Origin of the sequence: Streptomyces sp. NPDC050564 (genome assembly GCF_044457265.1) — a bacterium.
Lineage (GTDB): Bacteria > Actinomycetota > Actinomycetes > Streptomycetales > Streptomycetaceae > Streptomyces.
Map to the genome: position 1 here is coordinate 196,446 of NZ_JBITGS010000019.1, position 16,284 is coordinate 212,729.

A 16,284-nucleotide genomic window follows, 5' to 3' on the forward strand; every position below is an offset into this window, starting at 1 on the left:
CGTTCACACAGAGGTGGGCAATGCTTTCGCGCCATCTTCGGTCACCCGGGTGGCACCGAAGTAGTCGGGGGTGTCGACGGGGTCGAACCGAATCACGGCGCCCGACCTCGGAGCGTCGATCATGTACCCGCCGCCCACATAGATCCCCACGTGCCGGATGGCCCGCGAGTCGGTGAGGTCGTCCGAGAAGAAGACCAGATCCCCGGGGAGCAGCTCCTCCCTCTTCGGGTGCGGCCCGGCGTTGTACTGATCGTTGGCGACCCGCGGCAGTTCGACCCCCACACTCTCGTACGCGGCCTTCGTCAGCCCCGAGCAGTCGAAGCGTCCGCCCTGGTCAGCGGTACCGTTGCCGCCCCACAGATAGGGCGTGCCGAGTTTCTTCTGCGCGTACGTGATCGCCGCCGCGGCCTGCTTCGAGGGGTCCACCCGGGTCACCGGCGCGGCGAAGCTCTTCGAGAGCGTCGTGATCGTCTTCACATAGTTCCGGGTCTCCTTGTACGGGGGCACGCCTCCGTACTTGATGACCGCGTAGGCCCCCGCGTTGTAGGCGGCGAGCATGTTCTCGGTGACGTTCCCCGGCGCGTTCTTCACGTAGGAGGCGAGCTGGCAGTCGTACGAAGCGGCCGACGGAATCGCGTCATTCGGATCCCATACGTCGCGGTCGCCGTCCCCGTCGCCGTCGACTCCATGGGTGGCCCAGGTCCCCGGGATGAATTGCGCTATCCCTTCCGCTTTCGCCGGACTCTTGGCATTCGGGTTGAACCCGCTCTCCTGATACAACTGGGCGGCCAGCAGCGCGGGATTGATGGCGCTGCACAGATTGCCCCACTTCTGTACGAGCGTCTGGTACGCGGCGGGCACGGCTCCCTTGGCGAGCGCGACCGCGCCTGAGCCCATCCCGTTGGCGAGGTTCCCCGCGACCATGTAGACGCCGACGGCGAGCAGCATCACGAAGCTGATCCCGGCCCCGACGGCAGCGGTCGCTACGATCCATGCCTTACGCACCGTCAACCGCCCCTCGCCGCCCAGGAGTCCGCCGACCGTCAGTCTAGAGGCGGGCCCCGCGCCGCGGGACGATCACACACAAGGAGAAACCGCACGTGGCGACCCCGCCCCCGCACTCGAACCCGCCCCAGGGCAACCCTTTTGCCCCGCAAGGCGGTTACGCGCCAAACGGGGCGCCGGCGTATGGCCAGAACCCGTACGCGCAGAACACGGCGTACGGTCAGCCGCCGTACGCACAGAGCCCGGCAGCCACGCCTCGGACTCCGGCGTACGGCCAGAACCCGCCGTACGCCCAGAACCCGGCGCCCGGCGAGAACCCGTACGCCCCCGCAGGCGGCCACGCCTACGCGGCCGCCCCGCCACCCCTCACCCCCGGCTGCCGCATATGTGCCTCGCAGCCGGCCGGAGACATGACCATCCGTCAGCACACCGGACTGCTGGTCGCGATGCGCTTCTCCAAGATGGAGGGCCCGTTCTGCCGCTCCTGCGCCACCGCGATCCACCGCGAGATGACGGCGAAAACGCTGGCGGGCGGCTGGTGGAGCCCGGTGTCGCTGGTCCTCTTCACCCCGCTGACGCTGCTGTGGAACCTCTTCGTCCGCACGAAGATCAGAAAGCTTCCGCACCCGACGACGCCGTCCCCGACGGGGGTCGCCATGGACCAGGGCAAGCCGGTCTTCCAACGCCCGCTGGCGTACGTCTTCCTGATCCTGCCGCTGCTGTGGCTCGCCCTGTACCTCTCCAACGAGATGTCGAGCTAGCTCGTCGTGGCTGCCTCGCGATAGAGCGCTGCGGCTTCGTTCCCGAGGACGACGCTGTACGAGACGTCGTCGGTGTCGCCGCCCTGCTGGTGCCCGCCGATGACGCCGACGACTTCCCCGTCGCCGTTCACCCAGGGGCTGCCGCTCGTCCCCCCGGCGAAGTCGGGGCAGACGATGCGCTGTTGCGTACGGCTGTGGAGGGTCGGCTTGTTGGTACAGGTGAGGGGCGCGTCGAGGGCGCTGGGGTATCCGGTGACGGTGACGGCGGTGGCTCCGGTGGCTCGCCCCGCCGCGAAGGCATTGGCACCGACGACGTCCTCGACGCCCTTGCCGCCCTGGTCGGCCACGACGGCGAAGGCGACATCACTGTCCTCGTCCTGCCCACCGGTCCAGGCGTCGCCGCGGTACGTCTTCCCGATGCTCCAGACCCCGTACGGCGCCTTGCCGTCCCGGTAGCCGGGCACAAATACGAGGTTTCCGCCGCCGTCCAGACAGTGCGCAGCCGTGACGATCAGGTCGTGCCCGCTACTGCGCACCACGGACGCCGTACAGAAGTGCCGGCCGCCGAGTCCACCGCTGAAGATCGCCCCGACTCTCACGCTCTGCCGGGTCACGGCGGCCTGCACGGTCACCCCGAACGGCCCGGGACCGTCGTCGGCGGCCGCCAGGGACGAGGACGTGGCCGCCAGCAGCACGGCAGTGCCCAGCAGCGCGTACCGGCGGGGTCCGGTGAGACGTGTGGTGCGTTTCATCGACCCTCACCTTGCCGCAGGCGGGTGAGAAAAACCCTCGGACCACTCTGAGAATCATCCGTGAGTGGACGCCGTCCGGCATCCCGAGTGGTCCGGCAGGGGCACGGGTTCGCCGTACTTCCGGGCAGCATGTCCTGGTGGGCGCCATGGCCGGGGCGAGTGTGCGACGCCCAGGTGCCGTTGCGGGTAGGTCACCCCACGGGCCATTCGGCTCGCGCGCACTCGGCCCACAGCAGCTTCCCGCCCTTCGATGCGCCCAGCTCCCTGAGCACGGAGGCACCCCACGAGTCGGCGCAGGCCCGTACCAGGGGCAGACCGCGACCGTGTTCGGCGTCCGCCGGGGCGGCGCGCGGGGGTGCCTCGCCGAAGCCGGGCGGGACCCGCGGATCGGTGTCCCACACAGCGATCCGGACCCGGTCCGGCTCAACGGAGAGGAGACGGAGGGCATACGGGCCCCGCGTGTGCAGATGCGCGTTCGTGAGCAGTTCGGACGCCAACAACTCGGCGGTGGGGGCGAGCTCGGTGAGGCCATGGGCGGCCAGGACGGTCCGGAGGGTGGCCCGGGCGATACCCGGGGCGCGGGGATCGTGCGGGAGTTGAAGGGTGTAGGACCAGGGCGGGGATACGGTTGCCATGGAAGTCTCCGATCACGGAGGGGAGTTGGGTGGTGTCATGGCGTGGAATGTCGTTACGTTGCCCAGTGACCGCGGCCGCTCCGTCGAGCGGGGTGCTTCTGAGCGGGGCCCGAGCTATAAAGTAGCGGCATCCATAAAAGGTCTTACACGGTTTCCGAGAAAGCCCTGATCTATCACCCGCGTGGGTGACCTGCTGCACCAGGAAGGCGGGCCAGCCCGTGAGAAACAACCCGACGGGTCGTCAACTCCGGTTGGGTACCGAGCTGCGCAAACTCCGAGAGCGCGCCGGACTGACCTCCACCCAGGCCAGCAAGCTGCTCGGCGTACAGCAGAACCAGATCAGCAACGTGGAAGCCGGACGCGCTGGGGTGAGCCCCGAGCGGGTGCGCGCCTTGGCCTGTCATTACGACTGCGGGGACAAGGCCCTCGTCGAGGCGCTCAGTGACATGGCGACCGAGCGCACACGCGGCTGGTGGGAGGAGTACCGGGAGATCCTGCCCGCCGTGCTCCTCGATCTCGCCGAGGTCGAGCACCACTCCACGATGCTGCGGACTGCCGTCACGGTGCACATCCCCGGCCTCTTCCAGACCACGGACTACGCCCGCGAGATCTTCCGCCAGGACGTACCCGAGATGTCTCCGCCGGACGTCGAGCACAGGGTGTCGTTCCGCGTGAAGCGGCAAGCGGTCCTCTACCGGGACTCCCCGACACCGCAGCATGCAATCATCCACGAGGCGGCGCTGCGCATGCAGTTCGGGGGACGGTCCGTGACCGGCGCGCAGCTCAAGCACCTTCTGGACATGACCGAACGGCCGCACGTCACCGTCCACGTGATCCCGTTCGACGCCGGCGCCTTCCCCGGCTCGGGCCAGTCGATCTACTACGCCCAGGGCCCGTTGCCTCCACTCGACACGGTGAACCTGGACCAGTCCCACGGTCCGGTGTTCCTCGACTCCGAGGCCCAACTCGACAAGTACCGCGTCCTGCTCGACCGTATGGAGGCCACGTCGCTGCCGCCCGCCCAGTCACGGGACTTCATCCACAAAGTCATCCAGGACCTGTGAAGGAAACCAAGATGCCCAAGCTCACCTGGCAGAAGTCGTCCTACTGCGCCCAGGGCAACTCCTGCGTATACGTTGCCGCCACCAACAGGGCCGGAACGATCCATCTCACCGAAAGCAGCGATCCGAGCCGATCCAAACTCGGCGTCACCCCCAGGGCCTTCGGCGCCCTCATCCACGTGCTCAAGGAGAACGCCCACCGTGGCTGACGTCCCCCCGAACCTCACCTGGGAGCGCGCCGCCCCGCCCGACGCCACCGGCCCCGGCCCCTGGATCGAACTCGCCTTCGGCGACAACGACCTGGTCTACATCCGCGAGACCAGCGACCCCGAGAACGTCGTCACGACCACCCAGAAGAAGTGGGACGCGTTCGTACTGGGCGTACAGGCCGGCGAGTTCGACCACTTCGTGGAGGGCCTGGAGGACGTGGAGCCCTCGGCGCCCTCTGACCCTCGCCGGTGAAGTGCCCGTAGGAACGGAACGCACCCCCTGTGAGCAGAGCCCCCCTGCGGCCTCCGCCGGCCGGTGCCATCTGTGAGTGGGGATCCACCGGCGGTGTCCGGAACGGGCGCGGGCAAGCAGCCGCGGCCCGTTCCGCCATCCTGGCCCGAAGGCCGAACCTGCTGTTCAAACCCCATGAGACGGCTGTGAGTTGAGTCAAGCCACCGTCAGCTTCGCGCCATCGAGCGGCCATTGACCAGTCACGCCCACACCTCGTTCGGTATTGCGGAAGTAAGGATTCCATAAGCCTCTTGTTGTCGCGTACTCAACAAGAGATGGTCTTGCGCGGGCCGCTCGGCCCACCGCTGGGGACACCGCACCGGCGGCGCACCTGCACTGCCCCTGTCAACCACTCTCAGGAGGCTGTACGTTGCGCACCACTCACCCCCAAAGACCTGCCGTACGCGGCAGCGGGCGCCTCGGCCGCACCGCCGCGGCCGCACTCGGCGCCGCGGCGCTCGTCCTCGCCGGCCTCGGCGGCGCCACAGCGGCGGACGCCCAGGCCCGCGTCGCGAAGGCCACCCCCCACGTCAGCTGGACCAGGGCATGCTCGACGCCCACCAAGGCGGACGTCGCGGCCTGCAACGCCAAGCGCGTCACCGGCGGCGTCACCGAGTACATGGCGGAGAAGGCGTATGCCAAGGGCGTCACCCCCAAGGCCGCCGACGCGTCGACGCCCTCCGGCTTCGGACCGACGGACCTCCAGGCCGCCTACGGCCTGACCTCGGCCGCGGCCTCCAACGGCTCCGGCGAGACCATCGCCATCGTCGACGCCTACAACGACCCCAACGCCGAGGCGGACCTGGCGACCTACCGCTCGTACTACGGCCTGTCGGCGTGCACCACCGCCAACGGCTGTTTCAAGAAGGTCAGCCAGACGGGGTCCACGACCGGACTGCCCTCCAGCAACACCGGCTGGGCCGAGGAGATCTCCCTCGACCTCGACATGGCCAGCGCCATCTGCCCGAAGTGCAACATCCTGCTCGTCGAGGCCAAGTCCGCCACCATGGCCAACCTCGGCACCGCGGTGAACGAAGCCGTCACCCTCGGCGCGAAGTACGTCTCCAACAGCTACGGCGGCTCCGAGTCGTCCTCCGACACCTCCTACGACACCTCGTACTTCAAGCACACGGGTGTCGCCATCACCGTCAGCGCGGGCGACTCGGGCTATGGCGCCGAGTACCCGGCGGCCTCGCAGTACGTCACCTCCGTCGGTGGCACCGCGCTCACCAAGGCCACCTCGACCACCCGCGGCTGGACCGAGACGGTCTGGAAGACCAGCAGCACCGAGGGCACCGGCTCGGGCTGCTCCGCGTACGACACCAAGCCGAGCTGGCAGACCGACACGGGCTGCACCAAGCGCACCATCTCCGACGTCTCGGCCGTCGCCGACCCGGCCACCGGCGTCGCGGTCTACGACTCGTACGGCATCACGGCGGGCTGGTACACCTTCGGCGGCACCAGCGCCTCGTCGCCCATCATCGCGGGCGTCTACGCCCTCGCGGGCACCCCGTCCACCGGCTCCTACCCCGCGAAGTTCCCGTACACGGCGGCCGGCACCTCGGCCCTCAACGACGTGACCTCGGGCAACAACGGCACCTGCACCACCAGCTACCTCTGCACCGCCACGTCCGGCTACGACGGCCCGACCGGCTGGGGCACCCCGGAGGGAGTCGCGGCCTTCACCGGCTGACCTCCGGGGAGCGGGGAGCCGCCGGGGGAGCGTGGGGATCCCCGGCAGCACCTGATGAACGGGTCGCGGCAACCAGCCGCGACCCGTTTCGCCGTGCCGAGAGGCGAGGGATAGCCTTTGGATCACCGGGCCGGCGGTCGGCGTCCACATCCCGCAGACGCGACGACCCGGAGAACATCGGCTCGACGGCCCGTCAGAAACGGGACGCGCGCACGGCGTACGTACGAGACGGGCTGGGCGTGCGCTTCGTAGAAGGGGCTAACGACGGAACCACACGACAGGTTCCGCTCCGACTTCATTGCCCGGCGTAACCTGCCGTGATACACAGAGTGACCATGCAACCCTTCGCATACCGCCGCACGTCCCCCTCATGGGTTCCGCGCACGCCGGTGACAAGGGTTTCGTGCGAAACCCGCCAATCAATGACGCCAAGTCGACATACGACAGCGTCATTGTCGGCGAGAATGGGCCCGACCTCTGCGCGCAGTGGCAGGGGGTGCAGAACTACCCACTAGGGGCGGTGACTTACATGCTTTTCGCAGCCGATAAGGGCGACATCACCACGATCATCGGCGGGATCGCTCCGGACTGGGGTCCCTTCGGCAGCCTGGGCAACGAAGCGAAGGTGATGATCGAGGTCGTGATGGCGGTCGCCATCCTGCTCTGCCTCGGCATCGCGATCTGGGGAGCGGCCAAGCAGCGTATCGGCGCGACCGCCCTCCGCGACACCTTCAGTGCCGAACAGGGCAAGGGCCTCATCATCGCGGGCCTCACCGGAGTCTTCATCATCGGATCGCTCGGCACACTCTTCACCATCGTGTACGGCATGGCTGTCTAGGCCCGGCCACGCCTGGCGCTCCGTCAGTCCCCGGCCGGGCGCGCCCGGATCTCTCCCTTCCGACCCACCCGTCCGTCGTGCCCACCGGCTGAGGTTGCGTTTCCCTGATGTCGAGTCACCACACCGCGCCCGCGCGGGAACCAGCACGGCTACCGTCGTACTACTTGGTTCAGCGAGAGGTTGAGGGGGCGTACGCGACATGAGTCTCGGTGACGAACCCGGCTACGGCGACGCCTCGCGCGGCGAGGACGGGGGGTACGGCGGCTCTGGCCAGACCCGGACCCGGCTCCCCGACCGCCCCGGCGACGTCTACGGCGGTGCCCGCCGCGGGCGGTCCTCCTCCCGGAGCCTGGTCACGGTCGTCGGTGTCGTCGTCCTGCTGATCGCCGCGATCGCCTTCGCGAACCGTGGAGGGGACGATTCCTCTTCGGGCAACGGCGACAACGACAAGGCGAAGACCTCACCCACGGCGGCGTCGGGGACACGGCCGGTGGAGTCGAAGGCGGCGGGGATTCCCTCGGGGTTCGCGCAGAGCGAGCAGGGGGCGCAGAGCGCGGCGGCGAACTATGCGGTGGCGTTGGGTTCGGCCGACATGTTCAACAAGGCCAGACGGGACCAGATCCTCGAGGCCATCATCACCCCGTCCCGGGTGACGGATTTCGAAGCGACGCTGGACAAGGCGTACACCCCTCAGTTCAACAAGAACGTCGGTCTGAACGAGGACGGCTCGGCGCCCCACGGCTACACGTTCGTCTCGCGTACGAGCCCGATCGGCACCAAGGTGACCGCGTCCTCCAGTGACGCGGCGACCGTCGAGGTCTGGTGCGGCGGTCTTCTCGGCCTCGCGGGCCAGAACTCCACCAACCCCGTCACCAGCAGCTGGTTCACCATCACCATGAAGTTGAGGTGGACCGGCGGCGACTGGAAGATCGTCACGCACTCTCAGAAGGACGGCCCCGCGCCCGTCCCGGGCGACGACCGGGCCTCCAGCGCAGACGACATCGCGAAGGCTGTCGAGGAGTACGGAGGGTTCACGTATGCCCGCTAACCATCGCGTACTCAAGCTCACCGCGGCCGTCGGGGCCGTACAGGCCACCGCGGTGCTGCTGGCCACCCGGGCCGTTGCCGCACCCAAACCGTCGCCGTCATCGAGCAGCGATCCCTGCGGCCTGATTCACGGCCCCGCCAAGAACTACTGCGAAGGCGACAGCGGCAGCAAGGGCACCGGAGGCAGCCTCGACCCCACCTCCACCCTCGACCCCCTCTCCTCCCTCGCAAAGGGCTGCGCCGACGCCGCCTCCTGGACCATCGACAAGCTCTCCGCCGCCGTCAACGACACGGCGAACGTCGACTTCACGAACCCCAAGTTCCTGCAGCAGTACGCCGTCGTCTTCGCGGCGTCCACGATCCTCACGCTCCTCCTCTGGCTGCTGGCGGTCGCGAAGAGGGCGGTGCGGGGTGTCCCGCTCACCACCGCGCTGTCGGAGGCGATCGGGTTCCTGTGGCTGACGGTGCTGGCGTCGGCCTTCACCCCGCTGATCCTCTACACCGTCGTCTCGGCGACGGACGGTGTCACCGAGGTCCTCGCCAAGACCACCGGCAACCAGACGGACACCTTCTTCGGGACGTTCTCCGGCGCGCTGGGCAAGGGCGAGAACATCGGCGGCGGCCCGATCATGCTGATCGTCGTGTCGCTGGTGTCGATCCTCGCGGCGGGGGTCCTGTGGCTGGAGCTGGTGATCCGGGCCGCGCTGCTCTACGTCGGCGCGCTGCTCGGGACCGTCGTCTACGCGGGTCTGGTCGACAAGAACCTGTGGGGCCATGTCCGCCGCTGGGCAGGCATCATGATCGCGGTGATCCTGGTGAAGCCGGTGATCGTGATCGTGCTGGGGCTCGCCGGGGCACTGTCCACCGACAGCGGCCCGGACGCCTTCTCCGCCGTCGTCTCCGGCCTCGCCATCATCCTGCTCGCCATCTTCGCCAGCGCGATGATCTACCGCTTCGTGCCGGGCTTCGGCGACGAGATCGCCAATTCCCGCAACAACCGCATCATGCAGGGCGCCGAGAGCAAGGCCGCGGCCGTGATCAGCTCGCCGGCCACCCTGGTCGCGCAGGGCATCAAGACCCACAGCTCTCGCGCCGACAACAACGGCGGCGGAGGCGGTGGCAACCAGCCCCGCCCCGCCAACCCGGCGTCCGGCGGTGTGGCCGCGCACAGCACGCGTACATCGAACGGAGGCGGCGGATCTGTCCCCTCCGCCGCACCGCCACCGCGTACCAGCCCGGCCAACACCCCGCACGCAAGCAGCACCCGCAACAGCAGTACCAACCGCACGGGAGGTGAAGGGCGTTGACGACCGAGTCCCACGTGTCCCATCCGGTCACGCCCCGCCGTACATATCTGATCGGCCGCGCCCGGCCGAACGCGATCGTCGGCCGGAATCGTGAATCCGGCGAGATCGCGCTGATCATCGCGGGCGCGTTCCTCGGCATGATGTGCGGCCTGCTCGTCCCCGTCCTGTCCCTGCGGATCGTCTTGCTCATGGGCTTCCCGCTCCTTGCGCTGGCCGCGGTGTACGTCCCGTACAAGCGCCGTACGTTCTACAAGTGGTTCGAGATCAACCGCAGTTACAAGCGGACCCTGCGCCAGGGGACGACGTACCGGTCGAACGTCATGGAGGCGGGTACGCACCTCGACGGCCGTGAGATCGAGATCGGACCGCCACCGGGTATCGGCCGCATCTCGTGGCTCGCGGCGCCCTTCGGCCCGGACGAGATCGCCGTGCTCCTGCACGCCGACCGCCGTACGGTCACCGCGGCGATCGAGATCGAAGGTCCCGGCGTCGGCCTGCGCGACAGTGAGGACCAGGAAGCCCTCGTGGACCGCTTCGGGACCCTCCTCAAGCACGTCGCGAACGGCGACGGCTTCGTCACCCGGCTGCAGATGCTCGCGCGCACCCTGCCCGCCGACCCGGACGCACACGCCAAGGACGTCGCCGTACGAGGGGACGAGCGGGCCCCCGGCTGGCTGCAGCAGTCGTACGACCAACTCCAGTCCATGGTGTCCACGAGCAGCGAGCAGCACCGGGCGTATCTCGTCGCGTGCATGCACTACTCGCGCGAACTCGCCGCCGAGGCACAGGCGATGGCGCGGGCGGCGCGGCCCCAGGGCGGGAAGAAGCTCGACCGGGACGCGGGCCTCGCCGTCGTCATGGCGCGCGAGCTCACCGACATCTGCTCCCGGCTCCAGGAAGCCGACATCCGCGTACGGCAGCCGCTCGGTCAGGGGCGGCTCGCCTCCCTCGTGCACTCGATGTACGACCCGGACCACCCGATCGACCACATCCAGGCGATGACCAAGCGCAACGCCTGGCCCGCCGAACTCGACGCCATGGAGCCCACCTACCTCCAGGCGAAGACCCGCGAGTCCTCCACCCGCGCGCCCTGGTGCCACGCCACGGCCTGGGTGAAGGAGTGGCCGATGACGCCGGTGGGGGTCAACTTCCTCGCCCCGCTGCTCGTCCACACCCCGGACGTGATCCGGACCGTGGCCGTCACGATGGACCTCGAACCCACCGAGGTCGCCATCGAGCGCATGCTGACCGAGAAGACGAACGACGAGGCCGAGGCCAGCCGCGCCGCCAAGATGAACCGCACCGTGGACCCGCGCGACGTCGCCTCGCACAACCGCCTGGACCAGCGGGGCGAGGACCTCGCCAGCGGAGCCGCCGGCGTGAACCTCGTCGGCTACATCACGGTCTCCGCCCGCTCGCCGGAAGCCCTCGCCCGCGACAAGCGGACGATCCGCGCCTCGGCCGGCAAGTCGTATCTGAAGCTGGAGTGGTGCGACCGCGAGCACCACCGCGCCTTCGTCAACACACTGCCGTTCGCCACCGGAATCCGCAGGTAGGGGCTGATGTTCTGATGCGGGATCCGCTGTCCGCCGCCACGGACACCTTCACGTCCTTCCTCTTCGGCAAGGTCGAGACGACCCGCCTCCCCGTGCGCACCTCCACGGGCCAGGCCCAGGCGGTCTACCTGCCGACCGCCGCGCCCGGCCTCGGCGACTCCGGCGTCATCATCGGCCGCGAGGTGTACTCCGGGAAGGGCTACATCTACGACCCCTTCCAGCTGTACGGGCAGCAGCTGCCGGCCCCGCACTGGCTGGTCCTCGGTGAGTCCGGCAACGGCAAGTCGGCCCTGGAGAAGACGTACGTCCTCCGCCAGTTGCGCTTTCGCGACCGCCAGGTCGTCGTCCTCGACGCACAGGGCGAGGACGGCGTCGGCGAATGGAACCTGATCGCGGAGGAGCTGGGAATAACTCCCATCCGGCTCGACCCGACAGCGGCCCTCGACATGGGTATCCGGCTCAACCCGCTCGACCCTTCGATCACGACGACGGGCCAGCTGGCGCTGCTCCGGACGATCATCGAGGTCGCGATGGGCCATGGCCTCGACGAGCGCTCGGGCTTCGCCCTGAAGGTCGCGCACGCGTATGTGAACGAGACGATCGTCGAGCGCCAGCCGGTGCTGATGGACATCGTCGAGCAGCTGCGGCACCCCGAGCCGGAGTCCGCCGAGGCGATGAACGTCGCCATAGACGACGTACGGGCGTGGGGCCTGGACGTGGCCCTGGTCCTGGACCGCCTGGTCGACGGTGACTTGAGGGGCATGTTCGACGGCCCGACCACGGTCGGCATCGACCTCGACGCGCCCCTGATCGTCTTCGACCTGTCGCACATCGACCGCAACTCGATCGCCATGCCGATCCTGATGGCGATCGTGGGCGTGTGGCTGGAGCACACATGGATCCGCCCCGACCGGAAGAAGCGCATCTTCCTGGTCGAGGAGGCCTGGCACATCATCAACAGCCCCTTCGTGGCCCAACTCTTCCAGCGCCTGCTGAAGTTCGGCCGACGGCTGGGTCTGTCCTTCGTGGCGGTGGTCCATCACCTGTCCGACGTGGTCGACGGCGCGGCGGCGAAGGAGGCCGCCGCGATCCTGAAGATGGCGTCGACAAGGACGATCTACGCCCAGAAGGCGGACGAGGCGCGGTCGACGGGCCGTGTCCTGGGCCTGCCCAGGTGGGCGGTCGAGATCATCCCGACACTGACCCCCGGCATCGCGGTCTGGGACGTCAACGGCAACGTCCAAGTGGTGAAACACCTCATCACCGAGACCGAGCGCCCCCTCGTCTTCACCGACCGCGCCATGACCGAGTCCTCAGCGGACCTCCTCTCCGACGACGCCCTGCGCGCCGCGGAGTTGGAGGCGGAGGAGCGGGCCGCGGCCTTCGTGGAGCAGCACCTCAGCGATCTCGACGACTCCTCCGAGTCCACAGTGGCGTGAGAGGTGGCGTGAGATGAGACAGGACCAGCGTGACGGGCGTCGCGAAGGAGAAGGCGGCATCCCTGACGGGCTGTTGGTCGGGGTACTCGCCTTCCTCCTCGGCATGACGCTGATGGTGTGGACGGCCACGGGCCTCGCGGCCTGGTTCGCCCGGGGCGCCTGGCCCGACGCGGTCACGTTCTCGCACACCCCCCTGGCCATGCGCCATCTGATCGGCCGACCGCACGACATCACGGGAGCCTGGCCCGACACCCCCGCAGCCCAGCTGTCCGGCTATGGGCTCTTCTGGGGCCTGTTCATCGGCCAGTTGATGGTGCTGCTGGTCCTGACGGTGTTCGTGATGGGGTCGGTGGCGCGGTGGAGAGTGGGACGAGCGAGACGGAGGGCGGAGGCCGGCGGTGCGGTGGAGGTACCGAGGCAGGGGAGAGTGCCGCACACGCCGGCGGCCCCCCAGCCGACGACGGCCTCGTCGAGGGCTCCTTTGACAGCTGACGGTGCATCGGCAGACGGATGGGAAACCGCGCGCGCCGAAGACGCTGCCTCGCAACCCATAGCGACGCCCCAGCCGATGTCGGCGGCTTCTTCGGCAGCTGACGGTGAACGGGCGGGCGAGCGGGAGGACATGCGCGCCGACGGCGCGGTCCTGCCAACGGTGGCGGCGCAGCCGCGGGAACGGGGCGAACGCGCGGCCGGGTGGGCAGCACGCCCCACAGGCACTGTCGTCCTCGCCCCCGCCGAAGCCCGCCACACCACCGCCACCCAAGCCGTCCGAGACGCCGAGGGCCCGGCCCTGGTCATCACCTCGAACCCCAGGACCTGGTCGGAGACGAAGGACGCCAGAGCCAAGCTGGGCCCGGTCCTCCTCTACGACCCCTCGCACCTGTGCGACACCCCGGCCCGCCTCCACTGGTCCCCGGCAACGGGCTGCGAGGACAAGGCCACGGCGGCGGCAAGAGCGGCCGCGATACTCGCCCCCGTACGCCCCACCGCCAAGGTCGACCAGGCAATGGCAGACTCTGCGGAAACGCTCCTGCGCAGCTATCTGCACGCCGCCGCCGTGGAGGGAAAACCCTTCCGCCACGTCCACCGCTGGGCCCAGGGCACCCAGGTACAGGACGCCGTACGAGCCCTCCGGACGAACCCCAAGGCCGCATCCGGCGCCGCGGGCGAACTCGAGGCCGCCCTCACCTCGCATCCCGAACGCCGCGACATCGCCCAGGAGTTGACGGCTCGCGCCCTCTCCTCCCTCTTCACGGTGAACGTCCGCGAGGCCTGCACTCCGAACCGAAATGACAGCCTCGCCTTGGATTCCTTCGTCAACGAAGGGGGCACGCTTTATGTGGTCGGTGAACCCATCGAGGACCCCAAGGCGAACCCCGGCGCGATGCCACTCCTGACGGCCCTCGCCTCAAGCGTGGTCGAGCGCGGCCGGCGCATGGCCGAACGGTCATCCTCCGGTCGCCTCGACCCACCACTTGCTCTCGTCCTGGACGACGTAGCGGCGGTGGCCCCGCTCCCCCAGCTCCCGGACCTCCTGGCCGGCGGGGCGAACCGGGGCCTCCCGACCCTCGCCCTGCTCCGCTCCCAGGAACAGGCGAGATCCCGCTGGCCCCAGTACGAACTCCCGGTCTGACCGAGGATCGGGCAGGCACTGGGCAAGGACCAGGCTCGGAGCAGGCGCGAAGCAGGCAAGACCACGCAGGACCAGTGCAAGCGCCAGGACCAGGACCAGGCTCACGTAGGAGCTAGACGCCCCGCGAGCTCCCCCGAGTGATCACGAACTCCAGCTCCCGCTCCCCCGGCGCCCCCGGCACCTCCGCGGTCTCACCGGTCGGCACGAACCCCGCCTTGCGGTAGAACGCCTCGGCGCGACCGTTCTTCTCGTGCACGAACAGCCGTACGCGATCGAGCCCGATCCCCCAGCACCATTCAATGGCGGCGTCGAACAGCGCCCCCGTCACCCCGGCCCCGCTCCCGCGGTGCTCGGGCCGGACGAAAACACCCACCAGATGCCCCTGGCTCCGCTCGACCAGGGTGCCGAAGGGGTCCTGCGACCCGGCCTCCTCGACCAACACGGTCACGGAGCCGCCCCACTCCCCGTCCTCACCCACGGCGACGAACTGCTGGCGCTCGGTCGTCCCCACCGCGGCCCCCGCGGCACGCTCCCGCCAGAACGCGTCGGGCCTGGCGGCGGCATCCTCGTACGTCTCCAGGAACGCAAGATGCGCGACGGGATCCCGCAAGGCGGCGAGCCGGAGCTCCTTCACCTTGGCCCACTCGTCGGAACATATGGAACGGATCACGTGGTTCATGGGGGCCACGTTATTACGCGTGTACGACATCACCCACCGGTTATCCACCCTGCCTACGCCCGCCGTGCGGGCCCCCGTCATGCTCTTCCCTGAACGCACATTGATCCAGGGGAGAATGCCGCATGTCCAAGGTCCAACTAGAGGAACTCCGCGAGGTCATCCACCCTGCGGGCAAACTGGACAGCAGGGCGGAGCACTGGGCCGGCCGCCTCTACATGCGTGCGCTCTCGCTGAGGGTGACCCGCCTGATGCTGGGCACGCGCTTCTCGCCGAACCAGATCACGACGGTGATGGTCTTCGCGGGCGTACTCTCCGGAGTCGCCCTGGTCCCGCCCGGCCTCGGCGGCGCCGTGCTCTCCGTGGTCTTCATGCAGCTGTACCTGCTGCTGGACTGCGTGGACGGCGAAGTGGCCCGCTGGCGCAAGCAGTTCAGCCCGCTCGGGGTCTATCTGGACCGCCTCGGCGCCTACCTCGCCGACGCCGCCGTCATGGTCGGCATGGGCATCCGCGCCTCCGAACTCGGCCTGGACCCCTACCTGGTGGCCGGCCTTGCGGCGGCCATCGGTGTGCTGCTCCTGAAGTCGTCCTCCGACCTCGTCCACGTGGCCCGCTCCGACAGCGGCATGGAGAAGGCCACCGACCAGTCCGTCGTCCCGCGCTCCAGCGGTCTCGCCCGAGTCCGCCGCCTCACCTCGGCCGTCGGCCTGCACAGACTGGTCAACGGCATCGAGTGCACCCTGTTGCTGCTCGTCACGGCGATCGTCGACCTGGCGCTCGGCGACCTGACGGCGACGAAGGTCGCGACGGTGGCCGTGACGGCGATCGTCTGGCTCCTCGTCCCTGCCCACATCGTCTCGATCGTCGCGTCGTCCCGCCTGAAGTAGCCCTCCCCAAGGCAATGGCCCCCACTCCCCTCGGGGGGTGGGGGCCTACGTACGTCACTCAATCATCGTCATCCGGGTCTGCCAGGTCTGCCAGGTCTGCCACCTGATCATTGGGCACAGCCCGGGCAGACGCCTGTAGGGACTGGGTGCCCTGACCGGCGTTGCTCACCAGGAGCATGCTCTTGTCGGGCGGGAGCACGGCGTCGAGTCGGAGGTTTCCGAGCCGAGCCTGGTGGCCGGCGGGAGTGACTTTGTATCCGACGGGGGTGCACGGCGATAGCGCGAGAAGGTGACCGGAGAGGGGACTACGAGGGATGATTGACGTGGACATGACTGCACCACGAACGCGAAAAAGCCCCAACTCCGGGTGTATACCCAAGAGTTGAGGCTTTCTCTAAAATTAGTTCGGCGGCGTCCTACTCTCCCACAGGGTCCCCCCTGCAGTACCATCGGCGCTGTAAGGCTTAGCTTCCGGGTTCGGAATGTAACCGGG

At 68.9% G+C, this 16,284-nt stretch carries 16 protein-coding genes and 1 rRNA gene; 12 read left to right on the forward strand and 5 right to left on the reverse strand.

The window, feature by feature from the left end; translation table 11 throughout:
- Nucleotides 1-3: 3 nt before the first annotated feature.
- Nucleotides 4-1,011: an NlpC/P60 family protein gene (locus ACIBK0_RS29110; RefSeq protein WP_399086278.1), complete on the reverse strand. Its 1,008-nt coding sequence runs from the start codon at nucleotides 1,009-1,011 to the stop codon at nucleotides 4-6.
- A gap of 89 nt (nucleotides 1,012-1,100) precedes the next feature.
- Between ACIBK0_RS29110 and ACIBK0_RS29115 the strand changes: the two genes are divergently transcribed.
- Complete coding sequence (locus ACIBK0_RS29115; RefSeq protein WP_399086281.1) at nucleotides 1,101-1,766, forward strand: hypothetical protein; 666 nt, start codon at nucleotides 1,101-1,103, stop codon at nucleotides 1,764-1,766.
- On the opposite strand, the gene ACIBK0_RS29120 is transcribed toward ACIBK0_RS29115, so the two are convergent.
- Nucleotides 1,763-2,518: a trypsin-like serine peptidase gene (locus ACIBK0_RS29120; protein ID WP_399086284.1), complete on the reverse strand. Its 756-nt coding sequence runs from the start codon at nucleotides 2,516-2,518 to the stop codon at nucleotides 1,763-1,765. The two genes, ACIBK0_RS29115 and ACIBK0_RS29120, sit on opposite strands and share 4 nt — an antisense overlap.
- 191 nt (nucleotides 2,519-2,709) lie before the next feature.
- Nucleotides 2,710-3,153: an ATP-binding protein gene (locus tag ACIBK0_RS29125; protein WP_399086287.1), complete on the reverse strand. Its 444-nt coding sequence runs from the start codon at nucleotides 3,151-3,153 to the stop codon at nucleotides 2,710-2,712.
- Between the two features lie 218 nt (nucleotides 3,154-3,371).
- Here ACIBK0_RS29125 and ACIBK0_RS29130 point away from each other — a divergent pair, with 218 nt between their 5' ends.
- The 10 genes from ACIBK0_RS29130 (at nucleotide 3,372) to ACIBK0_RS29175 (ending at nucleotide 14,228) form a co-directional block, all read left to right on the forward strand.
- Nucleotides 3,372-4,217, forward strand: a complete 846-nt coding sequence (locus ACIBK0_RS29130; protein WP_399086290.1) for a helix-turn-helix domain-containing protein — start codon at nucleotides 3,372-3,374, stop codon at nucleotides 4,215-4,217.
- Between the two features lie 11 nt (nucleotides 4,218-4,228).
- Complete coding sequence (locus ACIBK0_RS29135) at nucleotides 4,229-4,423, forward strand: DUF397 domain-containing protein (protein ID WP_399086293.1); 195 nt, start codon at nucleotides 4,229-4,231, stop codon at nucleotides 4,421-4,423.
- Entirely contained in the window at nucleotides 4,416-4,676 is a 261-nt protein-coding gene (locus ACIBK0_RS29140) for a DUF397 domain-containing protein (protein WP_399086296.1), read from the forward strand. Before ACIBK0_RS29135 ends, ACIBK0_RS29140 begins: the two co-directional genes overlap by 8 nt.
- Before the next feature lie 409 nt (nucleotides 4,677-5,085).
- Complete coding sequence (locus ACIBK0_RS29145; protein ID WP_399086299.1) at nucleotides 5,086-6,408, forward strand: peptidase S8; 1,323 nt, start codon at nucleotides 5,086-5,088, stop codon at nucleotides 6,406-6,408.
- 529 nt (nucleotides 6,409-6,937) lie between these two features.
- Nucleotides 6,938-7,246, forward strand: a complete 309-nt coding sequence (locus tag ACIBK0_RS29150; protein ID WP_028804304.1) for a hypothetical protein — start codon at nucleotides 6,938-6,940, stop codon at nucleotides 7,244-7,246.
- A gap of 199 nt (nucleotides 7,247-7,445) precedes the next feature.
- Nucleotides 7,446-8,294, forward strand: a complete 849-nt coding sequence (locus ACIBK0_RS29155; protein WP_399086302.1) for a hypothetical protein — start codon at nucleotides 7,446-7,448, stop codon at nucleotides 8,292-8,294.
- A complete protein-coding gene (locus ACIBK0_RS29160) occupies nucleotides 8,284-9,600 on the forward strand; it encodes a hypothetical protein (RefSeq protein ID WP_399086305.1) in 1,317 nt (438 codons plus the stop codon). Before ACIBK0_RS29155 ends, ACIBK0_RS29160 begins: the two co-directional genes overlap by 11 nt.
- Nucleotides 9,597-11,156: an SCO6880 family protein gene (locus ACIBK0_RS29165; protein WP_399086308.1), complete on the forward strand. Its 1,560-nt coding sequence runs from the start codon at nucleotides 9,597-9,599 to the stop codon at nucleotides 11,154-11,156. Before ACIBK0_RS29160 ends, ACIBK0_RS29165 begins: the two co-directional genes overlap by 4 nt.
- A 14-nt stretch (nucleotides 11,157-11,170) precedes the next feature.
- Nucleotides 11,171-12,595, forward strand: a complete 1,425-nt coding sequence (locus tag ACIBK0_RS29170) for an ATP-binding protein (RefSeq protein ID WP_399086311.1) — start codon at nucleotides 11,171-11,173, stop codon at nucleotides 12,593-12,595.
- A 13-nt stretch (nucleotides 12,596-12,608) separates the two neighbouring features.
- Nucleotides 12,609-14,228, forward strand: a complete 1,620-nt coding sequence (locus tag ACIBK0_RS29175; RefSeq protein ID WP_399086314.1) for a type VI secretion protein — start codon at nucleotides 12,609-12,611, stop codon at nucleotides 14,226-14,228.
- Nucleotides 14,229-14,340: 112 nt separating this feature from the next.
- Here ACIBK0_RS29175 and ACIBK0_RS29180 read toward each other — a convergent pair whose 3' ends face one another.
- Nucleotides 14,341-14,907 carry a GNAT family N-acetyltransferase gene (locus ACIBK0_RS29180; protein WP_399086317.1) on the reverse strand — a complete coding sequence of 189 codons (567 nt, stop codon included), beginning with the start codon at nucleotides 14,905-14,907 and terminating at the stop codon, nucleotides 14,341-14,343.
- 122 nt (nucleotides 14,908-15,029) lie between these two features.
- Here ACIBK0_RS29180 and ACIBK0_RS29185 point away from each other — a divergent pair, with 122 nt between their 5' ends.
- Nucleotides 15,030-15,791, forward strand: a complete 762-nt coding sequence (locus ACIBK0_RS29185) for a CDP-alcohol phosphatidyltransferase family protein (protein ID WP_399086320.1) — start codon at nucleotides 15,030-15,032, stop codon at nucleotides 15,789-15,791.
- Nucleotides 15,792-16,194: 403 nt separating this feature from the next.
- On the opposite strand, the gene rrf is transcribed toward ACIBK0_RS29185, so the two are convergent.
- Nucleotides 16,195-16,284: ribosomal RNA gene (rrf, locus tag ACIBK0_RS29190) — 5S ribosomal RNA — on the reverse strand; the annotation flags it as partial.